Here is a 17751-nt window from a genome sequence, read left to right on the forward strand (position 1 = left end):
CCGTGGGTGTGGGTCAGAAGTCGAAGGTCGCGCCCAGATGCAAGCGGGTGTTGTCCACTTCCGCGCCGTCGAATTGCGTCCGGTTCGCCCAGATGACTTCGCCGCCGACGGCAAAGTTTTCCGTCAGGTTGTATTTGCCGCCGATGTTCACCGTTTCCAGCTTGTCGGTATCGGTGGCGCGTGCGCCCGCGAAGGAATCGTAGCTCTGCCGGCCATAGGCCGCCAGCACCGACAGATCCGGCCGGATCTTGTGGCTGACCGCAAGGCTGAGGCCGTCCATTTCGATCGCGTCGCCATTGGTGTCGACGTCGAAGAAGGTCGGGGCGCCGGCACCGGCCTGCTGGCCGGCATAGCCGCTGAAGCCCAGGATCGACGAAATCCCTTCACCGCGGGTATAGCTGGCCTGAATCAGCCCGCCTTCCCACGGCTTGTACGTCGCGCCGACATTCGCACCCCAGCCGGTGACGGTGCCGCCGGCGTAGTCGAGCTTGCGGTTGATATAGGCAACGCGGACGCTGCCCTGATCGAAGCTGTGGCTGGCCGCCACGGCAAATGCCGGGCGGTCGCCCCAGCTGACATAGTCTTCCTCGATCGAGGCGGTGATGTTGCTGCCGTTGCCGAAATCATGCGAATAGCGGACCAGCGGCACGCGGAAGCTGGCCGGACCGGCGGGGCCGTTGAAGTCCCAGACCGCCGGGGCTTCGCCCAGCACCGAAAACGTCGACCAGGTCTGACCGATGGTCCAGCCGCCAAGCTGCCCATAGGCGTGCCGCAGCCGGAACGTGCCGCCGCCGCCGCCGAAGAAGTCGCCCTCGACGTTGAAGCGCAGCTTGCCGTATTCGGTGTCCTGTTCACCGCGGAAGCCGAAGCGGGACTGGAAGGCGTGGATCTTTTGATCGCTTTCCTCGGCAGTGCCGTCGAGGATCTGCGCGATGCCCCCGATCGTGTTGCCCAGCCCGTAATTGTTATCCATCACCGCATCGACCTTGACCGTGCCGTAGAAGGACAGGGCCATGCCATAGCGGTTGGTCACCTGGACCGGTTCCTGCTCTTTCGCCTCCAGCGCGGCGATGCGCGCCTCGAGCTGCGTCAGCGTTTCGGCCTGGGCGCTGCCCGCCACGGCCAAGGATGCAGCAGCCATGCCCACCGCGACCGCGGCGGGGGATCGGTAGTTTCCGAACATGTAGTCTCCTCCCAATCTGTGGTGTGCCGAAGCTCGGCGCACGAAGGGGACGTTACATGCAAAGATTATAGTAACCAAGCGACTTATATATGTTGAGCATGGTATGCTTGCATAAAAATCACTATCGAACTTAGGTGAGCGGTCTCCGGCGCGGAATCAGGCGCGCGCGACCGTGGTGGCGGGTGCGCCGGTGTCGTCCCGGGGGATGGTTTTCGCAACCCGGACGGCGCGGGTTGGCGTCCCCGGCCGGATCAGCCCGGGGACACCGCCATCTCGTCGGGGGCGGGGGCGATTGCCGGCGCCAGCTCGGCGCGGCCGCGATCCAGCACGATCACGTCGCGCTCGACCACCCGCGAGCGGAAGCGGATCTCGCCGGCGCCAAGATCGAAGACCTCGGTCTGGATCGTCTCGCCGGGGTAGACCCGGTGCGAAAACCGCAGCGACAGATGCCGCAGCCGCTCGGGCGCGCCGGGGCACAGGACCGAGATCAGCGCCCGGCAGGCGATCCCCATGGTGCACAACCCGTGCAGGATCGGCCGGTCGAACCCGGCCTGCCGCGCCACCTCAGGGCTGGCGTGCAGCGGGTTCATGTCCCCGCTTAGCCGATACAGCAGCGCCTGTTGCGGCAGGGTGGGCTGGCGCAGCACGTGATCGGCCCGCCGGTGCGGCAAGGGCGGCAGTTCCGGTTCGGCGGTGCCGAACATGCCGCAGCCGCCGTCGCCGCGCAGCAGATAGGTCGAGCTGACCTGCGCGACCGGCCGGCCCGCCGCATCGCTCAGATCCTTGCGCTGATAGAGCCACGCCCCCTTGGCCGCGCCGCGGTCGACGACGCCGGTCACGCGATAGGTCGCGCTCAGCTCGCCCTCGGGGGGCAGGGGGCGCAGAATGTCGAAGCGCTGTTCGGCGTGCAGCAGCTTGCGCCAGTTCAGCTTCAGTTCCGGCCGCTGCACCCAGAACCCCGGATGGGCCAGGATGTTGACCATCGAGGGGACGGCGTGCAGGTCCTGTTCATAGGTGAAGCGCAGCTCGTCGGGGTTCAGCGGATCGCTGCCGTAGCCCAGACCCAGCGCGTAAAGGATGGTATCCTTTTTCGAATAGCTCTGCCGGATCTCGTCGAACCGGAAATGACGCAATGCTTCGATGTCCATTCGTCTCTCGTCACTTGTCCCGACGTGCCAGGTGATCGGCGCTGGCCCCCAGGAAGGCGCGGCAATGGGCGTCGTCGTCGTAATAGCGATCCTCGCCGCGCTGTCGCGACAGCACATAGAACACCGCCGTCTTCCAGGCGACGAAGGCGGCGAACCAGTGCAGGTCCGCCAGCGCCCGCCCGGTCCGCCCGGCATAGCGGGCCATCAGCTCTGAAATCGGCGGGAAGTCCGCCTGGTCGAGGGCCCGTCCCAGATCCTGCAGCGGCGTGCGGGTGATCCCCGGGGCGGGATAGGCGATCATGAAATAGCCCAGGTCCAGCCGCGGGTCCCCCGTGGTGCTCAGCTCCCAGTCCAGCACGGTCACCAGCCGGGGCGGCAGGTCCGGGGCCCACATCAGGTTACCCAGCCGGAAATCGCTGTGGACCACGCATTGCTGGGCGGCGTCGGGCACGCGGTCGTCCAGCCGCTGCGCCATGGCTCGCAGGGCCTCGCCCTCGTGCCCGTCAAGCTGGGCGATCAGGCCGCGCATCATGGCGAAATGCGTGCGGTTGGCCTCGGGGTCGTCCAGCGGGCGCGAGGTGATCCGCGCGGCGTCGATGCCGTGCAGATCGGCCAGCGCGTCGATCATCGCATGGGCCATGCCGCAGGGATCCCGGCGCAGCGGTTCCGGCAGGTCGCCGGACACCACGATGCCGGGGACATGCTCCATCACGTAAAGCGGCACGTCCAGCGCCTCGCCCGCTTCGGCCATCGCCAGCACCAGCGGCGCCAGCGCCCCCGCCGTGTTGAGCTTGGCGATATGGCGCGCCTCGCGCAGCACATCCGGCGCATTGGCGCGGATGACCGGCTGGTGGCGCAGGATCAGCCGCGAATCGCCCAGCTCGACCAGGGTGGTGATGTTGGAATGGCCTTCGCCGATGATCTTCAGCACCGGCCGGCCGTCTTGCGGCACCAGCTGGCGGGCCTTGAGCCAGGCGACCAGTCGGTCGCTGTCGGCTTCGGTCCAACTCCACTCCATCCCATTGTCCTGTCTGCAAGTTTTCATGTGCGGCAGCGGTGTCGGCCCAGCCTTTGACTGCAAGCATATTATAATGCAAATGATATAGTTCAAGCGTAATGTTTAGCTTGCGTATAGTATGCAATAGTGCATACTTCCTGCATCGGAGGAGAGGGCATGGCCAACAGATCTATCCAAAGCACCGGCGCTTACCTGCCACTGCTGCGATTCGAGCGGAAGGCCGCGCGGGCGGAACTCTCCTGGGCGGGGCTGGGCGGCAACGGCAAGGGGCGGCGCGCGGTCGCCGGCTGGGATGAGGATGCGCTGACCCAGGCGGTCGAGGCCGCACGCGAGGCGCTTGCGCCCGCGCAGGGGCCGGTGGCGCGGGTGGTGTTCGCCTCGACCTCGGCCGCGTTCTCCGACCGCTCGCAGTCGGTGCTGCTGTCCGAGGCGCTGAATCTGCCCCGCGATGCGGAAACCGTCGATCTGGCCAACTGCCGCCGGTCCGCCGTGTCGGCCCTGCTGCGCGCCCTGCGCGGGCCCGAGGGGGTCGAGCTGATCGCCGCCGGCGAAAAGCGCGCCACCCAGCCCGGCAGCGCCGCGAACCTGAACTGGGGCGACGGCGCGGGGGCGGTCGTCGTCGGCGACGGGCCGGGCATTGCGCGGCTGCGGGGCGCGGGGCGGGTCAATCTCGACCTGCTCGACAGCTATACCTCGGTCGCGCGCGGGCTTCCCTACGCCGCCGAAGAGCGGTTCACCCGCGACGTGATGCTGTCCGAGGCGCTGATTCCCGCCGCCAAGGCCGCGCTGGCCGAGGCCGGGCTGCAAGGCGCCGATGTGGCGCTGGCGGTGGTGCCCGAGCCGGTGTCGGGGCTTTATGCCGCCGCCGCCCGCAAGCTGGGCCTGTCGGCGCCGAACCTCATCGAGCGGCTGGGTGCCGAGGCCGGCGAGCTGGGCACCGCCGCGCCGCTGTTCGGGCTGGCGCTGGCGCTGGAACAGGCTCAGCCGGGCCAGATCGTGCTGCTGGCCGGCTGCGGCAACGGCTGCGACGTGCTGCTGCTCGAGGTGACCGGCAGCACCGACCGGCGCCCCGCGCATCAGGCGCTGGCCGAGGGCGCGGCCCTGACCAGCTATTCCCGTCTGCTGTCGTTGACCGGCGGCATCGACCTCGACTGGGGCCCGCGCGCCGAGGTGAACCAGAAGGTTTCCGCCAGCGTGCTGGCCCGCCACGGGCGCGAGATGCACGGCTTTGTCGGTGGCCGCGACCAGGGCGGCAACGTGCAGTTCCCCAAGACCCCGATGCCGGTCAACCCCGGGCTGGACGAACCCGGCGCCTATCAGGACGTCATCCTGCGCGACGAACCGGCGCGCGTGGTCTCGATCACCGCCGACCGGCTGAACTTCACCCCCGACCCGCCGTTCCATTTCGGCCTGGTGCAGTTCGAGAACGGCGCCCGCGTGGTGATGGAGCATTGCGACGTCGAGGGCGGGGCGCAGCAGGTCGGCGCCCCCCTGCGGATGCGGTTCCGCATCAAGGCCATCGACCGGCAGCGCCAGTTCCGCAGCTATTTCTGGAAGGCTGCGCCGCTGGCGCGCCCGCAGCTTGCAGCAAAGGAGTAAACCCATGGCGCAAGGCATCCGCGACAAGGCCGTCATCCTCGGCATGGGCTGCACAAGCTTTGGCGAGCGCTGGGACATGAGTTCCGACATGCTGATGGCCGAAGCCTTCGACGAGGCGCTGGCCGATGCCGGCATCAGCCGCGACCAGATCGGCGCGGCCTGGCTGGGCTCGGCGCTGGACGACGTGAACGTCGGCAACTCGGCCATCCCGCTGGCCACGGCACTGCGGCTGCCGCCGATGCCGGTCACCCGGGTCGAGAACATGTGCGCGACCGGCACCGAGGCGCTGCGGGCCGCGACCTATGCCGTCGCCTCGGGGGCCGTCGATATCGCGCTGGCGCTGGGCGTCGAAAAGCTGAAGGATACCGGCTTCGGCGGCCTGCCGATCCGCACCAAGGGCTCGGTCAACGACCTGTGGATGCCCTATGGCTCGGCCCCCGGCACCTTCGCGCAGCTGGCCGGTGCCTATGCGGCGCGCCACGGCATCGACGCGGCCGACCTCAAGCGGGCGATGGCACATGTGTCGTGGAAATCGCACCAGAACGGCGTCCATGCCGAAAAGGCCCACCTGCGCAAGGCGGTCACGATGGAGACGATCCTGAATGCGCCGATGGTTGCCGATCCGCTGGGGCTTTACGACTGCTGCGGCGTCTCGGACGGCGCGGCGGCCGCGATCATCTGCACGCCCGAAATCGCCCGCAGCCTGTCCCGGGACGCGCTGGTCTCGGTCAAGTCGGTGCAGGTCTGCGCCTCGAACGGGTGGGAGATGCAATATGGCGAATGGGACGGCTCTTACGTCCGCAACACCCGCATCGCCGCCGGCCGCGCCTATGACGAGGCGGGCATCACCCCCGCCGATCTGGGCCTGACCGAAGTCCATGACTGCTTCTCGATCACCGAGCTGGTGACGATGGAGGATCTGGGTCTGTCGCAGGACGGCCGGGCGGTGTTCGACGTGCTGGACGGGGCCTTCGACGCGAGCGGGCGGCTGCCCAGCCAGATCGACGGCGGGCTCAAGTGCTTCGGCCATCCGGTCGGCGCCTCGGGGCTGCGCATGGCCTACGAGGTCTACACCCAGCTCAAGGGCCGCGCCGGGGCGCGTCAGCTTGCGAATATCGACTTCGGCCTGACGCATAACCTGGGCGGGCATCCGTCGAACTCGGTCGCGGCAGTGTCGGTGCTGGGCCGGCTGGAATAACAGGGGGAAAGCGCATGGCAGGGAAGTATTACGAAGAGCTCGAGGTCGGCCATGTCATCCGCCATGACGTGCGCCGCACGGTCACCGATTGGGACAACATGCAGTTCTCGACGATGACCATGAACCCGGCGGCGATCCACATCGACCACGACTACTGCCAGACGACCGAGTTCGGAAAACCGCTGGTCAACAGCGTCTTCACGCTGGGGCTGGTGGTGGGCCTGTCGGTCGGCGACACCACGCTGGGCACCACCATCGGCAACCTGGGCTGGGAAGAGGTCAAGTTTCCCAAACCGGTCTTTGCCGGTGACACCATCCGCGCCGAAACCGAGGTGATCGCGCGGCGCGAATCCAAATCGCGCCCGACGCAGGGCATCGTCACCTTCCTGCACCGCGGCCTGAACCAGCGCGACGAGGTGGTCTGCGAATGCAAGCGCCTGGCCCTGATGATGAAGCGCCCGACATGAGGCTGACATCGCTGCTGTTCGTTCCCGCCGACAGCGAAAGGAAATACCGCAAGGCGCGCGGGACCGCGGCCGACGGGCTGATCCTCGACCTGGAAGACAGCGTGGCCTCGCCCAACAAGGATGCCGCCCGCGCCATGGTCGCGGGCTGGCTGGACGAAGCCTCGGACGGCCCGGCGCTGTGGGTCCGCGTCAACGCGCTGGACACCGGCCTGACGCTGGCCGATCTGGCGGCGGTGGTGCGGCCGGGGCTGGCCGGGATCATCCTGCCCAAGGCCAACGGTGGGCAGGATGTCGCGCAGCTGGGCCACTATCTGGACGCGCTGGAAGCCCGCGCCGGTCTGCCGGCGGGCGGCATCCGCATCCTCGTGGTGGCGACCGAGACCGCGCAGGCGATGTTCAACCTTGGTTCCTACGCGCCGGCGCATCCGCGGCTGGCGGCGCTGACCTGGGGGGCCGAGGATCTGTCGGCGGTGGTCGGCGCCACCTCGAACAAGGGCGCCGACGGCGACTGGTCGCAGCCCTACCAACTGGCCCGCAGCCTGTGCCTGATGGCGGCCGCCGCGGCCGAGGTGCCGGCGCTGGATACGCTTTACGCCGACTTCCGCAACGAAACCGGGTTGATCGAGGCCTGCGGCGTGTCGCGTCGCGACGGTTTTGCCGGCCGGCTGGCGATCCACCCGGCCCAGGTCGAGCCGATCAACCGCGCCTTTGCCCCCTCGGACGAGGATCTGGCGCTGGCCGCCCGCATCGTCGCCGCCTTCGAGGCCGACCCCGGGCTGGGCACCATCGGTATCGACGGCAAGATGTATGACATCCCGCATCTGAAACAGGCGCGGCGGACCCTCGCCAGTGTGCAGAAAGGATAACCATGTCCCAGAGTAGTGATAAATCCGCTGAGGAACTGGCCGAGACCCGCGCCGCGATCCGCGAGGGCGTGCGCGCCGTCGCCTCGCGCTTCGACGCCGACTACTGGCTGGCGCGCGACGAGGACGGGGTGTTCCCCCGCGAATACCACCGCGCCATGGCCGACGCCGGCTGGCTGGGCATCACCATGCCCGAGGAATACGGCGGCGCCGGGCTGGGCGTGACCGAGGCCGCGATCATGATGCACGAGGTCGCCAGCCATGGCGGCGGCATGGCCGCGACATCCTCGGTGCATATCAACCTGTTCGGGCCGCATCCGATCGTCGTCCACGGCACGCATGAGCAGAAATCCGAATGGATCCCGCGGCTGATCGCGGGCTCGGATCAGGTCGCCTTCGGCTTTACCGAACCCGACGCCGGGCTGAACACCACCCGCATCAAGACATTCGCCGAAAAGGTGCCGGGCGGCTACCGGGTGAACGGGCAGAAGGTCTGGACCTCGACCGGCCAGGTCGCCAACAAGATCATGCTGCTGACCCGCACCACCAGGTTCGAGGACTGCAAGCGCCCGACCGACGGCATCACCATCTTCTACACCGACCTCGACCGCAGCAAGATCGACGTGCAGCGCATCCCCAAGATGGGCCGCAAGGCGGTGGATTCGAACGCCATCTTCATCGACGACCTGTTCATCCCCGACGAACACCGCATCGGCGACGAGGGCAGGGGGTTCAGCTACATCCTCGACAGCCTCAACCCCGAGCGGGTGCTGATCGCGGTCGAGGCCATCGGCATCGGCCAGGACGCGCTGCGCCGGGCGACGCAATACGCCAAGGAACGCGTGGTCTTCGACCGCCCCATCGGCCAGAACCAGGCCATCCAGCACCCGCTGGCCGAACGCTGGATGTATCTGGAATCCGCCTGGCTGATGGCGATGAAGGCGGCCGAGCTTTACGACGCCGGCAAACCCTGCGGGGCCGAGGCGAACGCCGCCAAGTTCCTGGGGGCGCGCGCCGGATACGAGGCCTGCGAACGCGCCATCTTCACCATGGGCGGCTTTGGCTATGCCAAGGAATACCATGTCGAGCGGCTGTTCCGCGAGGTGGCGGTGACCCGCATCGCCCCGATCACCGAACAGCTGATCTCCAGCTTCATCGCCGAGAAGGTTCTCGGCCTGCCGAAATCCTACTGAGAGGGCCATCATGACCAAGGCAATGCATGGCAAGGTGGTCCTGGTAACCGGCGCCGGCCGCGGCGTCGGGCGCGGCATCGCGCTGGACATGGCACGAGCCGGGGCGGCGGTGGTGGTCAACGACCTGGGCGTGGCGCTGAGCGGCGCCTCGGAAAGCGGCCTCAGCCCCGCGCAGGAGGTGGTGGCCGAGATCGAGGCCATGGGCGGCCAGGCTATCGCCGACGGAAATTCCGTCGCCGACTGGGACGGCGCCCAGGCGATGGTGCAGTCGGCGCTTGACACCTTCGGCCGCATTGACGCGGTGGTGAACAATGCCGGCAACCTGCGCGACGTGCTGTTCCACCGCATGTCGCAGGACGAGTTCGATTCCGTCGTCGCCGTGCATCTGAAGGGCACCTTCAACGTCAGCCGCGCCGCCGCCCCGCATTTCAAGGAACAGGGCTCGGGCGCCTATGTGCACATGAGCTCGACCTCGGGGCTGATCGGCAATCTGGGGCAGGCCAACTATACCGCCGCCAAGCTGGGCATTGCCGGGCTGTCCAAGGCCATCGCCATCGACATGCAGCGTTTCGGCGTCCGCTCGAATGCGGTCGCGCCATTCGCCTGGACGCGCATGGTGTCCTCGATCCCCGACGAGACCCCCGAGCAGAAGAAGCGCGTCGAGGGGTTGAAAAAGCTGGTCGCCGAAAAGATCGCGCCTTTCGTGGTGGCGCTGACCTCGGACGCGGGCAGCGAGGTCACCGGCCAGATCTTCGGCGTGCGCAACAACGAGATCTACCTGTTCTCGCAGCCGCGCCCGATCCGCACCGCGCATACCTCGGACGGCTGGACCCCGGAAACCGTGGCCGAACGTGTGTTCCCGATGTTCCGCAACGACTTCTACCCGCTGCACAAGTCGGGCGATGTGTTCACCTGGGATCCGGTCTGAACCTGGCGCAGACCCATGCCGGTGGGGCGCTCGCTGCGCCCGCTGGAGCCGGCGCGCTGCCCGCGTCTGCCCGAACAGGACGCCGGCCTCGTCCGGCCACTCTGGCACAGCTTTCACGTGGCCTCAGGCGCGGACCCTGCGGCGCGATCGTCCCCGTCGAAGCGAAAGATCCAGCCCATCGTCTCGCGGTGACGATCCAGCTTTGCGGGCAGCTTGAGCAGGTCGCCGGGGCGGTTCCGGTATCCGGCGAAGATGATCGGGCGCAGGGCGGCGCTGGCGGCGCGGTAGGTTTCGGGGATGCCGTCCTGCTGCAGATCGCCCATCTGCGGATGATCCCCGGCGCGGACGACGATGCCGCCGTCGAAATCATGCAGGGAAAACCCGGGCGCGGCCGGGGCGATCTCGGACCACGCCCGGGACAGGCGCGCGGCAAGCCGCTCGCGTCCGCCGATGGCGGCCAGCGCGGCCTCGCCCAGCACGGTCAGCCAGTTCACCGCCTGGACGCAGCCCGGCTTCCGGTTCAGGTTGAACGCGCCGAGATGGTCGAGCCCGCAGAATCGCGACAGGACCGGCCAGCTTTCATCGGGCCATTGCAACTCCATTCCCGGCTCTGCAATCAGCGCGAAACCGGCGGTTCCGTAATCGGGCCGGACCATCGACGCCCATTCCACCACGGCGGCAACATGGCGGTCGGGGTCTTCCTTGATGAACGAGGCGGGCGTGGCGGCGGTGAAATAGGACAGCAGCTCTGGCGCATAATCCCCGGGCAGCTGGGCCGCGGCGTGCCAGAGGGGGATCTTCCGATCCTCGCAGATCGTGATCCCGAACACCTCGCCGGGCGCAGCCTTGGCTGCCTGCTGGCGCTGCCGTTCCGGGAAATCCGCCCGGGCGATGTTCGCCAGGCGCTTGGAGCCGTTGGGCAGGATGCGGGTGAGATGTGGGCCGGCAAGCCGGGCATAGGCCTCCAGCGCCTCGACCGCCGCGACCCGCACCTGCGGCCGGGTGCCGCCGGGGAAAAACAGCTGCGTCCGCAGGCCGATGCGCATGATCGGGTTGCCGCTGTGGCGGTGGGGGATCAGCGCCTCGTCGAGGTTTTCGTAATCGGTGCGGCGATCCATGCTCAGCCCCGTGGCCGAAGCATCGGAACAGTGGCGCGCCGGGCGCCGCCAGCGGACAGCCCGGCACGCGTCATGGAACCGGCCAGGTCGGGGGCGGGGCGGGTTGCGGCCATGGTGTCGCTCCGATGCTTCATTCGGGCCAATCGTAACTGGTCGGGCGGCCCAGCGAGAAGGGCGTGTCCTGTCACTGGACGGCTAGGATATCTCACCGGCGAAATCAAACGCAGGCGCCGGAAGCAGCCTCGGCCCATGATCCGGGCGGAGGGCAGGAGGAGTAGGTGCCCCCGGGCTGGGACGGAACGGATATTGCGCCCTTGGCACCAAATGGCGGATCATCAGGGGGTGACAGTTCCCGGATCTGCTGCCCGGCGGCGATCCCGGCCCGAAAGGTCGCCGGCGCGCCTCTGCAAGGCCGCAGGCGGCGGCAGGATGCGAGAGGGGAAAGATGGATAGTTTCACCCGGTTCATCCCGGACGGGACCGAACTCGACGCCGGGGCGATCCGCGCCGCCGGGCTTGCGGCCCTGCCGTTTCCCGAATGGGCAAGCCCCGACGACATCGTGGCGGTCGGCAGGCTGGCGGGGGCAGAGCGTGCGGAGCTGTGGAGCTGTCAGCATCAGCAGCAACCGCACCATCTTGCGAGGCTGAGCCTGGACGAGGCCGGTCGACAGTCCTTCGATCTCGGTTACGCAAATGTGCTGGTCGCCTTCGAGTCCGCGGAAACCTATGTCTGGCAACCGCTCGACCACGAGTTTTTCGTCGTCTTCGCCCCGCCGCCGGTCCTGGAAACCATCCGCTTGGCCGGACTCTTCATCCATGATTTCCACGCATATGCCCGCGAGGATTATTTCAAGGGCGCCCGGTCTGACTATCTCGTGGAAATGGAAAGCCGCTATACGGTCGGGCCGTCCTGACAGCGTGGCCTTGGGCGCGCCGAGGCACGAGTGAGGGGGCCAGCGGTCGAAAGACCAACCGCCCCCGCTTGCAGGGTCAGTCCAGAAAGCGCCGGCGCAGGGCAGTCAGGGCGGCCTCGTCCAGGCCGATCTTCTGGCGCAGATAGGTCTCGGGCGTCTCGATGCGGTCCAGGAAGGCGTCCAGATAGGCCGTTTCAACTGCAATGATCGGGCGCAGGGCGGGGTTCTCTGCCGTCGACAGCTGCGGGTGGCGCAGGCGGATGCTGGCGGCGATATCGCCGTAGGCATCGTTGCTGAGCAGATAGTCCCCGTCGATCGCCTCGCGCCCGACGCCAAGCGCACTCAGCAGCAGCGCCACCTTGACCCCGGTGCGGTCCTTGCCCACGGCGCAATGGATGTAGATCGGCCCGTCGCTGGCCAGCAGGTCCGAGAAAACCGCCTCGAACGTCGGCTGGAACAGGCGGGGCAGCTCGCCGTAGATCCCCAGCATCGCGGCACGGTTGCTTTCGGCGCTGGCGGTGCTGTCGCGCATCATGCGGATCGGCGCGGCAAGGTCGATGTCGTGCTGGCGGACGGGGTGGCGCAATCCCAGCCCGCGCAGGGCCGAGGGGCGGTCGGCCTCTTCCCGCCGGTTGCGCAGGTCATAGACCGTGGTCACCCGGTGGTTGCCCATCAGCAGGGCCGCGGCCGGATCGGTGACCGCGCCGCCGCGGAAGATCATCCCCGGCCGGATCCGGCGCCCCTCATGGCCCCGCAGGCCGGCGATCTCGCGGAAGTTCAGCAGCATTTGGCCCCGTCCTTTCTGGATTTGTGCATGTGCCGATGCCTTGCCGGCCTGCGCCGGGCGAGGCGTGCCATGCCCGTCATGGATGGGCTTCCCCACACGCTTTTCGTGCATGTCGATCCAGATGTATGCTGGCGAATTATGCGCCGACAAGGGGTTTCTTTGCCCTCCATAGCCGCTGGGGCCGCGGGGGCGCCACCATGCGCAGACCGCCGCTTCAGCGTGTTGACTGCAAGCATATAGTTTGCTAGCTATTTAAGTCTCGACGGTGCCGGCGGCCGAGACGTCGCAGCGGAACCGCCGGAGGCCGCAGGCAGTCCGGCCGGTCGGGAGTTTTTCGCTTTGGGAGGGGCGGAATGATACCCACATTGATCCTGAACGCGCTGGCAGTCTCGTCACTCTATATCATGATGGCTAGCGGACTGGCGCTGATTTTCGGCCTGCGGCGGGTGATGAATTTCGGCCACGGCGCCATCTACATGGTCGGCGCCTATCTGGGCTACACCATCGCCTCGGGCATGAACTTCTGGGCGGCGCTGGTGATCGTGCCGCTGCTGATGTCGGTCCTTGGCGTGCTGCTGGAACTCGCGGTGCTGCGGCCGCTGGAACGGCGTCAGCAGATCGAGGTGGCGCTGATCACCTTCGGCATCGGCATCGTGATCGCGCAGGTCGTGATTCGCATCTATGGCGGCACCCCGCTGTCAGTGGCGGCACCGCCGCTGCTGGCGTCCTCGGTCAAGATCTTCGGCGCGGATTATCCGGTCTATCGGCTGTTCATCACCGTGGTCGGGCTGTGTTCCGTGGTCGCGCTGGCGGTCTGGCTGAACGCCACCCGGACCGGCATGTTCGTCCGCGCCGTCAGCCATGCGCCCGACGTGTCGTCGATGATGGGGATCAACGCCAACCGGCTGAGCCTGCTGATCTCGATGCTTTCGACCGCGTTTGCCGGGCTGGCCGGGGTGCTGGTCGGGCCGTATCTGTCGATCGACCCCGGCATGGACGTGGCGATGATCATCACCTGCATGATCGTGGTGGTGATCGGGGGGACCGGCTCGATCTGGGGGGCGATCTTCGCCGCGCTGATCCTTGGCTTCGTGCAGACCTTCGGCACCGTCTACCTGCACGAGATTTCCGTGCTTCTGCCCTATCTGATGCTGGTCGCGATCCTGGTCTGGCGCCCGCGGGGCCTCAATTTCGGAGGAGGCGCGGAATGACCAGCCTTCCCCTGTCCCGCCGCCCGGCTTCGGCAATGCGCTGGCCCGTGCTGGGCGGTGTCGCGCTGGCGGTCTTCCTGGCCGGTTTCCTGCTGCCCGGGTATCTTGAGGGCGGCTATCTGCAGTCGCTGCTGAACAACGGGCTGATCACCGGCATCCTGGCGCTGTGCGTGGCCTTCATCATGCATCAATGCGGTTTCGTGCTGTTCGGGATCGCCGCCTATTACGGGCTTGCGGCTTATGCCTGCGCGATCCTGGTCAACAGCTTCGGGTTTTCCGCGATGGCCGCGGCGGCGGTGGCGCTGCTGGTCACGCTGGTCGCGGCGTTTCTGGTCGGCGCCATCGTCATTCGGGTGAAGCCGCTGGCCTTCATGATGATCTGCCTGTCGCTGGCCGAGCTGATGCGCCACCTTGTCGCGCTGCCCAGCCTGCGCAGGACCACCGGCGGCAGCGACGGGCTGCTGTTCATGCCCGAGGGGCGGGTGTTCGGCATCGACGCCATGGACCTGCTGGACACCGGGCAGGTCTGGCCGCTGATCTGGATCGCGACCTGGGTGATCGCCGGCCTTTTCCTGATCGTGGCGAGCTCGCATTTCGGGGTCCGCCTGCGCGCCATCAAGGAAAACGAGGAACGGATGCGGTTTTCCGGCTTCGACACCTATTGGCCGCGGGTCTTCGCCTTTGCCGGGGTCGGGCTGGCCGCGGGCGTCGCCGGGGTGATCCAGGCGCTGGCCACCGGCTTTGCCTCGCCCGAGATGTTCAGCATCATCACCTCGACCAACGCGCTCTTGGCAGCGATCACCGGCGGCGTGTCCTCGGTCGTCGGGCCGGTCATGGGCGGGGTCATCTATACCTGGGCGATCAGCGAGTTCGGGGCGCTGGGCTATTCGCAGCTGTTCACCGGCATCGCGGTGATCCTGGTCATGCTGTTCATTCCCAAGGGCATCCTGCACCCGCTGCGGCTGCTCGGCCGGAAAGGGGGGCGGGCATGATCCGCGTCGAGAATCTGACGGTCGCCTATGGCGCCTTCAAGGCGCTGACCGACATCTCGGTCGATCTGGGCCGGCGCGGGCAGGTCCATTCCATCATCGGGCCGAACGGCGCCGGGAAATCGACCTTCATGGATGCCATCGTCGGCAAGCGCCGTCCCAGCGCCGGTCGCATCTATTACAAGGACCGCGACATCAGCGGCGACAGCATCCAGCGGCGCCGCAAGAACGGCATGGCGCGGTCGTTCCAGAAGACCTCGATCTTTCCCGGGCTGACCATCTTTGAGCAGCTCGATCTGGTCGCGGCGCATCTGAACGAACCCGACCTGGGCGCGATCATCGACACCATGGACCTGCGCGAGGTGCTGCATCTCGAAGCCGCGAGGGCCGCCTATGGCGTGCAACGCCGGGTCGACGTGGCGCTGGGGCTGATCGGGATGCCCGACATCCTGCTGCTGGACGAACCCGGCGCCGGCCTGTCGGCCGAGGAAACCGCCAATCTGTTCAGGCATCTGCGCAAGCTGGCAGCCGAACGCGATATCGCCGCCGTGGTGGTCGAACATGATGTCGAGGCAGTGTTTGCGCTGTCCGATGTGGTGACCGTGCTTGACCTTGGCCGCCATCTTGCCACCGGCACGCCCGCCGAGATCCGCGCCAATCCGCAGGTCGTCGCCGCCTATCTGGGAACCGCAGCATGAGCTTTCTGGAAATCTCGGACCTGACCTCGGGCTATGGCAAGGCCACGATCCTGCGCAACCTGTCGCTGTCGGTCGATCGCGGCGAATCCGTGGGGATCGTCGGGCGCAACGGTGCCGGCAAATCGACGCTGCTGCTGTCGATCTTCGGCCAGACCCGCATCTTCGGCGGCGAGATCCGCGTCGCCGGCACCCGCATCGACCGGCTGCCCGCCTACCGCGCCGCGCATCTGGGGGTGTCGTTCTCGCCCCAGGGGCGGATGATCCTGCCCAACCTGACGGTGCAGGAAAACCTGTGCATGAGCCTGGCGACCGGCCGCAAGGGCGACTGGACGCTGGAAGGGGTCTTTGACCTGTTCCCGGTGCTGCGCGAACGCGCCCGCCAGCCGGGCATGGCGCTGTCGGGCGGGCAGTTGCAGATGCTGGCCATCGGCCGGGCGCTGATGGCCAACCCCGAGGTGCTGGTGCTGGACGAGCCGACCGAGGGGCTGGCCCCCGTGCTGGTCGATGTGCTGACCGAGGCGCTGCTGAAGGTGCGCGCCAGCGGCACCGGCATCCTGGTGGTCGAACAGCATCACGCGCTGATCCGGGCGGTCACCGACCGTTTCGTGGTGATGGCGAAGGGAGAGATCAGGGGCGGCGGCACCAGCGCCGACATGGCGGCCGAGGAAAACGCCCATCTGTTCGAGCTGTAGGCGCCCGGCCCTGGCCGTGACCTGAAGAAATTGGTCCGTGGCAACAGGCCCGCGGGCGGGAGGAAAGCGATGTCACATCTCATGGGTCTGAGCATGGATCTGCCGCTGCTGATCTCGGCGATCAACGAGCATGGCGCCGAGGCGCACGGGCGGACGGAAATCGTCTCTTACGATCTGGCCGGCCAGCGCCATTGCTACAGCTTTCTGGACATGAACCGGCGCAGCAAGCGGCTGGCCAATGCGCTGACCGCGCGGGGCATGGGCCTTGGCAAGCGGGTCGCCACGCTGGCCTGGAACACCCACCGGCACATGGAAATCTTCTATGGGGCCACCGGGATGGGCTGCCCCATCCACACCGTCAACCCGCGCCTGACCACCGAGCATCTGGAATACATCATCAACGAAGGCGGGGCCGAGGTGCTGTTCCTTGACGCGGACCTCGTGCCCCGCGCGATCGAGCTGGCCGGGAAGCTGCCGCAGGTCCGTCACTTCGTGGTGCTCGAGCCGCGCGGGAACCTGCCCGACGGCGGGCCGCTGGCGCTTGAATCCTACGAGGACTGGCTGGCCGCGGAATCCGACCAGTTCCAGTGGCCCGAGTTCGACGAGCGTTCCGCCTCGACCATCTGCTTCACCTCGGGGACCACCGGGCTGCCCAAGGGCGTGGTCTATTCGCACCGCGCCACGGTGCTGCAGACGATGACCTTCACCTCGATGGGGTGGCTGCCGCCGACGCGGCGGGGCAAGCCGGTGCTGCTGGCCGTCGCGCCGATGTTTCATTCCAATGCCTGGAACTTTCCCTTTGGCGCGCTTTACGCCGGGGTGCCGCTGGTGCTGCCGGGCCGCAACCTGTCGCCGGAAAACCTGCAGAGGGTGATCGCGGACGAAGGCGTGACCTGCGCCGCCATGGTGCCCTCGATCCTGACCAATATCATCGAGCATGTGCTCGCCAACGGGCTGGATCTGGGCCGGCTGGAATCCGTCGTGACCTCGGGCGCCGGCGCGGCGCCCAAGCTGATCGCCTGGCTGCACGACCATGGCAACGCCACCACCCACAGCTGGGGGATGACCGAATGCATGTTCGGCACCTCGGGGGCGCTGCTCAGCCTGCACGCCGACCTGCCGCTGGCAGAACGGATGCCCTATCTGCTGAAGGACGGCCGCCAGACCGCGCTGACCCGGATCAGGATCGTCGATGACGAGGGGAATGTCCTGCCCCGCGACGGCACCACCCGCGGGCATCTGCGCGTCCGGGGGCTGTGGGCGGCGCGGGGCTATCTGAACCACCCCGAGGATTGCGCGCTGGACAGCGACGGCTGGCTGGTGACCGGCGACATCGCCACCATCGACCCCGACGGCTATCTGAAGATCGTGGACCGCGATAAGGACTTGATCAAATCGGGGGGCGAGTGGATCAGCTCGTCCGATCTGGAAAAGATCGCGGCCAGCCATCCCGATGTGGTGCAGGCGGCGGCCATCGCGGTCAACCACCCGAAATGGCAGGAACGGCCGCTGCTGATCGTGCAGCTGCGCGAGAGCGCGGTGCTGGATGCGCAGGCGATCCTTGAGCTGATCGGTGCGCAGGTGGCGAAATGGTGGGTGCCCGACGACGTGGTGCAGATCGCCGAGTTCCCGCTGAGCGCGACCGGCAAGGTCCGCAAGATGGATCTGCGCGAAACCTACGCCGACTATTACCAGCGCAGCAGCACCTGACCGGCTGGAAGCGCGGAACGAAAAAGCCCGCCGGTC

17 protein-coding genes are annotated in these 17751 nt (G+C 67.5%); 12 read left to right on the forward strand and 5 right to left on the reverse strand.

The window, feature by feature from the left end; all coding sequences use genetic code 11:
* Window positions 1-13 precede the first annotated feature (13 nt).
* From RSP45_RS11930 to RSP45_RS11940, 3 genes are all read right to left on the reverse strand, one after another.
* Window positions 14-1183, reverse strand: coding sequence for a DcaP family trimeric outer membrane transporter (locus tag RSP45_RS11930; RefSeq protein ID WP_415392074.1), 1170 nt, complete (start codon window positions 1181-1183; stop codon window positions 14-16).
* Window positions 1184-1434: 251 nt separating this feature from the next.
* Entirely contained in the window at window positions 1435-2331 is an 897-nt protein-coding gene (locus RSP45_RS11935) for a MaoC/PaaZ C-terminal domain-containing protein (RefSeq protein WP_415392075.1), read from the reverse strand.
* A 10-nt stretch (window positions 2332-2341) separates the two neighbouring features.
* Entirely contained in the window at window positions 2342-3349 is a 1008-nt protein-coding gene (locus tag RSP45_RS11940) for a phosphotransferase family protein (protein WP_415392076.1), read from the reverse strand.
* A 156-nt stretch (window positions 3350-3505) separates the two neighbouring features.
* On the opposite strand from RSP45_RS11940, the gene RSP45_RS11945 reads away from it, so the two are divergent.
* From RSP45_RS11945 to RSP45_RS11970, 6 genes are read left to right on the forward strand one after another with little or no spacing between them, the layout of a single operon-like run.
* Window positions 3506-4948 (forward strand): hypothetical protein, encoded by a 1443-nt coding sequence (locus tag RSP45_RS11945; RefSeq protein WP_415392077.1) that lies wholly within the window; start codon window positions 3506-3508, stop codon window positions 4946-4948.
* Between the two features lie 4 nt (window positions 4949-4952).
* Window positions 4953-6146 (forward strand): acetyl-CoA acetyltransferase, encoded by a 1194-nt coding sequence (locus tag RSP45_RS11950; RefSeq protein ID WP_415392078.1) that lies wholly within the window; start codon window positions 4953-4955, stop codon window positions 6144-6146.
* 14 nt (window positions 6147-6160) lie between these two features.
* On the forward strand, window positions 6161-6613 hold the full coding sequence (locus RSP45_RS11955; protein ID WP_415392079.1) for a MaoC family dehydratase: 453 nt from the start codon (window positions 6161-6163) through the stop codon (window positions 6611-6613).
* The gene (locus RSP45_RS11960) at window positions 6610-7479 is read left to right on the forward strand and encodes an HpcH/HpaI aldolase/citrate lyase family protein (RefSeq protein ID WP_415392080.1); all 870 of its coding nucleotides are present in this window, start codon (window positions 6610-6612) and stop codon (window positions 7477-7479) included. Before RSP45_RS11955 ends, RSP45_RS11960 begins: the two co-directional genes overlap by 4 nt.
* A gap of 2 nt (window positions 7480-7481) precedes the next feature.
* On the forward strand, window positions 7482-8669 hold the full coding sequence (locus tag RSP45_RS11965) for an acyl-CoA dehydrogenase family protein (protein WP_415392081.1): 1188 nt from the start codon (window positions 7482-7484) through the stop codon (window positions 8667-8669).
* 10 nt (window positions 8670-8679) lie between these two features.
* Window positions 8680-9597 carry an SDR family NAD(P)-dependent oxidoreductase gene (locus RSP45_RS11970; RefSeq protein ID WP_415392082.1) on the forward strand — a complete coding sequence of 306 codons (918 nt, stop codon included), beginning with the start codon at window positions 8680-8682 and terminating at the stop codon, window positions 9595-9597.
* Window positions 9598-9710: 113 nt separating this feature from the next.
* On the opposite strand, the gene RSP45_RS11975 is transcribed toward RSP45_RS11970, so the two are convergent.
* Window positions 9711-10715: a type VI immunity family protein gene (locus RSP45_RS11975; RefSeq protein ID WP_415392083.1), complete on the reverse strand. Its 1005-nt coding sequence runs from the start codon at window positions 10713-10715 to the stop codon at window positions 9711-9713.
* A 445-nt stretch (window positions 10716-11160) separates the two neighbouring features.
* Between RSP45_RS11975 and RSP45_RS11980 the strand changes: the two genes are divergently transcribed.
* The gene (locus tag RSP45_RS11980) at window positions 11161-11628 is read left to right on the forward strand and encodes a hypothetical protein (protein ID WP_415392084.1); all 468 of its coding nucleotides are present in this window, start codon (window positions 11161-11163) and stop codon (window positions 11626-11628) included.
* Between the two features lie 76 nt (window positions 11629-11704).
* Here the strand turns inward: RSP45_RS11980 and RSP45_RS11985 are convergent, their stop codons facing one another.
* The gene (locus tag RSP45_RS11985; RefSeq protein WP_415392085.1) at window positions 11705-12415 is read right to left on the reverse strand and encodes a tyrosine-protein phosphatase; all 711 of its coding nucleotides are present in this window, start codon (window positions 12413-12415) and stop codon (window positions 11705-11707) included.
* 353 nt (window positions 12416-12768) lie between these two features.
* On the opposite strand from RSP45_RS11985, the gene RSP45_RS11990 reads away from it, so the two are divergent.
* From RSP45_RS11990 to RSP45_RS12010, 5 genes are all read left to right on the forward strand, one after another.
* The gene (locus tag RSP45_RS11990) at window positions 12769-13626 is read left to right on the forward strand and encodes a branched-chain amino acid ABC transporter permease (RefSeq protein WP_415392086.1); all 858 of its coding nucleotides are present in this window, start codon (window positions 12769-12771) and stop codon (window positions 13624-13626) included.
* Window positions 13623-14618, forward strand: coding sequence for a branched-chain amino acid ABC transporter permease (locus RSP45_RS11995; RefSeq protein ID WP_415392087.1), 996 nt, complete (start codon window positions 13623-13625; stop codon window positions 14616-14618). Before RSP45_RS11990 ends, RSP45_RS11995 begins: the two co-directional genes overlap by 4 nt.
* Window positions 14615-15313, forward strand: a complete 699-nt coding sequence (locus RSP45_RS12000) for an ABC transporter ATP-binding protein (RefSeq protein ID WP_415392088.1) — start codon at window positions 14615-14617, stop codon at window positions 15311-15313. Before RSP45_RS11995 ends, RSP45_RS12000 begins: the two co-directional genes overlap by 4 nt.
* On the forward strand, window positions 15310-16005 hold the full coding sequence (locus tag RSP45_RS12005) for an ABC transporter ATP-binding protein (protein ID WP_415392089.1): 696 nt from the start codon (window positions 15310-15312) through the stop codon (window positions 16003-16005). Before RSP45_RS12000 ends, RSP45_RS12005 begins: the two co-directional genes overlap by 4 nt.
* 69 nt (window positions 16006-16074) lie before the next feature.
* Complete coding sequence (locus RSP45_RS12010; protein ID WP_415392090.1) at window positions 16075-17715, forward strand: AMP-binding protein; 1641 nt, start codon at window positions 16075-16077, stop codon at window positions 17713-17715.
* Window positions 17716-17751 lie beyond the last annotated feature (36 nt).

The organism is Paracoccus sp. SJTW-4, assembly GCF_047716885.1.
Lineage (GTDB): Bacteria > Pseudomonadota > Alphaproteobacteria > Rhodobacterales > Rhodobacteraceae > Paracoccus > Paracoccus solventivorans.

Bases quoted from the DNA above. Each gene is read 5' to 3' on its own strand.
- RSP45_RS11930 (WP_415392074.1), bottom strand. From the start codon at position 1,183: ATGTTCGGAAACTACCGATCCCCCGCCGCGGTCGCGGTGGGCATGGCT.
- RSP45_RS11935 (WP_415392075.1), bottom strand. From the start codon at position 2,331: ATGGACATCGAAGCATTGCGTCATTTCCGGTTCGACGAGATCCGGCAG.
- RSP45_RS11940 (WP_415392076.1), bottom strand. From the start codon at position 3,349: ATGGAGTGGAGTTGGACCGAAGCCGACAGCGACCGACTGGTCGCCTGG.
- RSP45_RS11945 (WP_415392077.1), top strand. From the start codon at position 3,506: ATGGCCAACAGATCTATCCAAAGCACCGGCGCTTACCTGCCACTGCTG.
- RSP45_RS11950 (WP_415392078.1), top strand. From the start codon at position 4,953: ATGGCGCAAGGCATCCGCGACAAGGCCGTCATCCTCGGCATGGGCTGC.
- RSP45_RS11955 (WP_415392079.1), top strand. From the start codon at position 6,161: ATGGCAGGGAAGTATTACGAAGAGCTCGAGGTCGGCCATGTCATCCGC.
- RSP45_RS11960 (WP_415392080.1), top strand. From the start codon at position 6,610: ATGAGGCTGACATCGCTGCTGTTCGTTCCCGCCGACAGCGAAAGGAAA.
- RSP45_RS11965 (WP_415392081.1), top strand. From the start codon at position 7,482: ATGTCCCAGAGTAGTGATAAATCCGCTGAGGAACTGGCCGAGACCCGC.
- RSP45_RS11970 (WP_415392082.1), top strand. From the start codon at position 8,680: ATGACCAAGGCAATGCATGGCAAGGTGGTCCTGGTAACCGGCGCCGGC.
- RSP45_RS11975 (WP_415392083.1), bottom strand. From the start codon at position 10,715: ATGGATCGCCGCACCGATTACGAAAACCTCGACGAGGCGCTGATCCCC.
- RSP45_RS11980 (WP_415392084.1), top strand. From the start codon at position 11,161: ATGGATAGTTTCACCCGGTTCATCCCGGACGGGACCGAACTCGACGCC.
- RSP45_RS11985 (WP_415392085.1), bottom strand. From the start codon at position 12,415: ATGCTGCTGAACTTCCGCGAGATCGCCGGCCTGCGGGGCCATGAGGGG.
- RSP45_RS11990 (WP_415392086.1), top strand. From the start codon at position 12,769: ATGATACCCACATTGATCCTGAACGCGCTGGCAGTCTCGTCACTCTAT.
- RSP45_RS11995 (WP_415392087.1), top strand. From the start codon at position 13,623: ATGACCAGCCTTCCCCTGTCCCGCCGCCCGGCTTCGGCAATGCGCTGG.
- RSP45_RS12000 (WP_415392088.1), top strand. From the start codon at position 14,615: ATGATCCGCGTCGAGAATCTGACGGTCGCCTATGGCGCCTTCAAGGCG.
- RSP45_RS12005 (WP_415392089.1), top strand. From the start codon at position 15,310: ATGAGCTTTCTGGAAATCTCGGACCTGACCTCGGGCTATGGCAAGGCC.
- RSP45_RS12010 (WP_415392090.1), top strand. From the start codon at position 16,075: ATGTCACATCTCATGGGTCTGAGCATGGATCTGCCGCTGCTGATCTCG.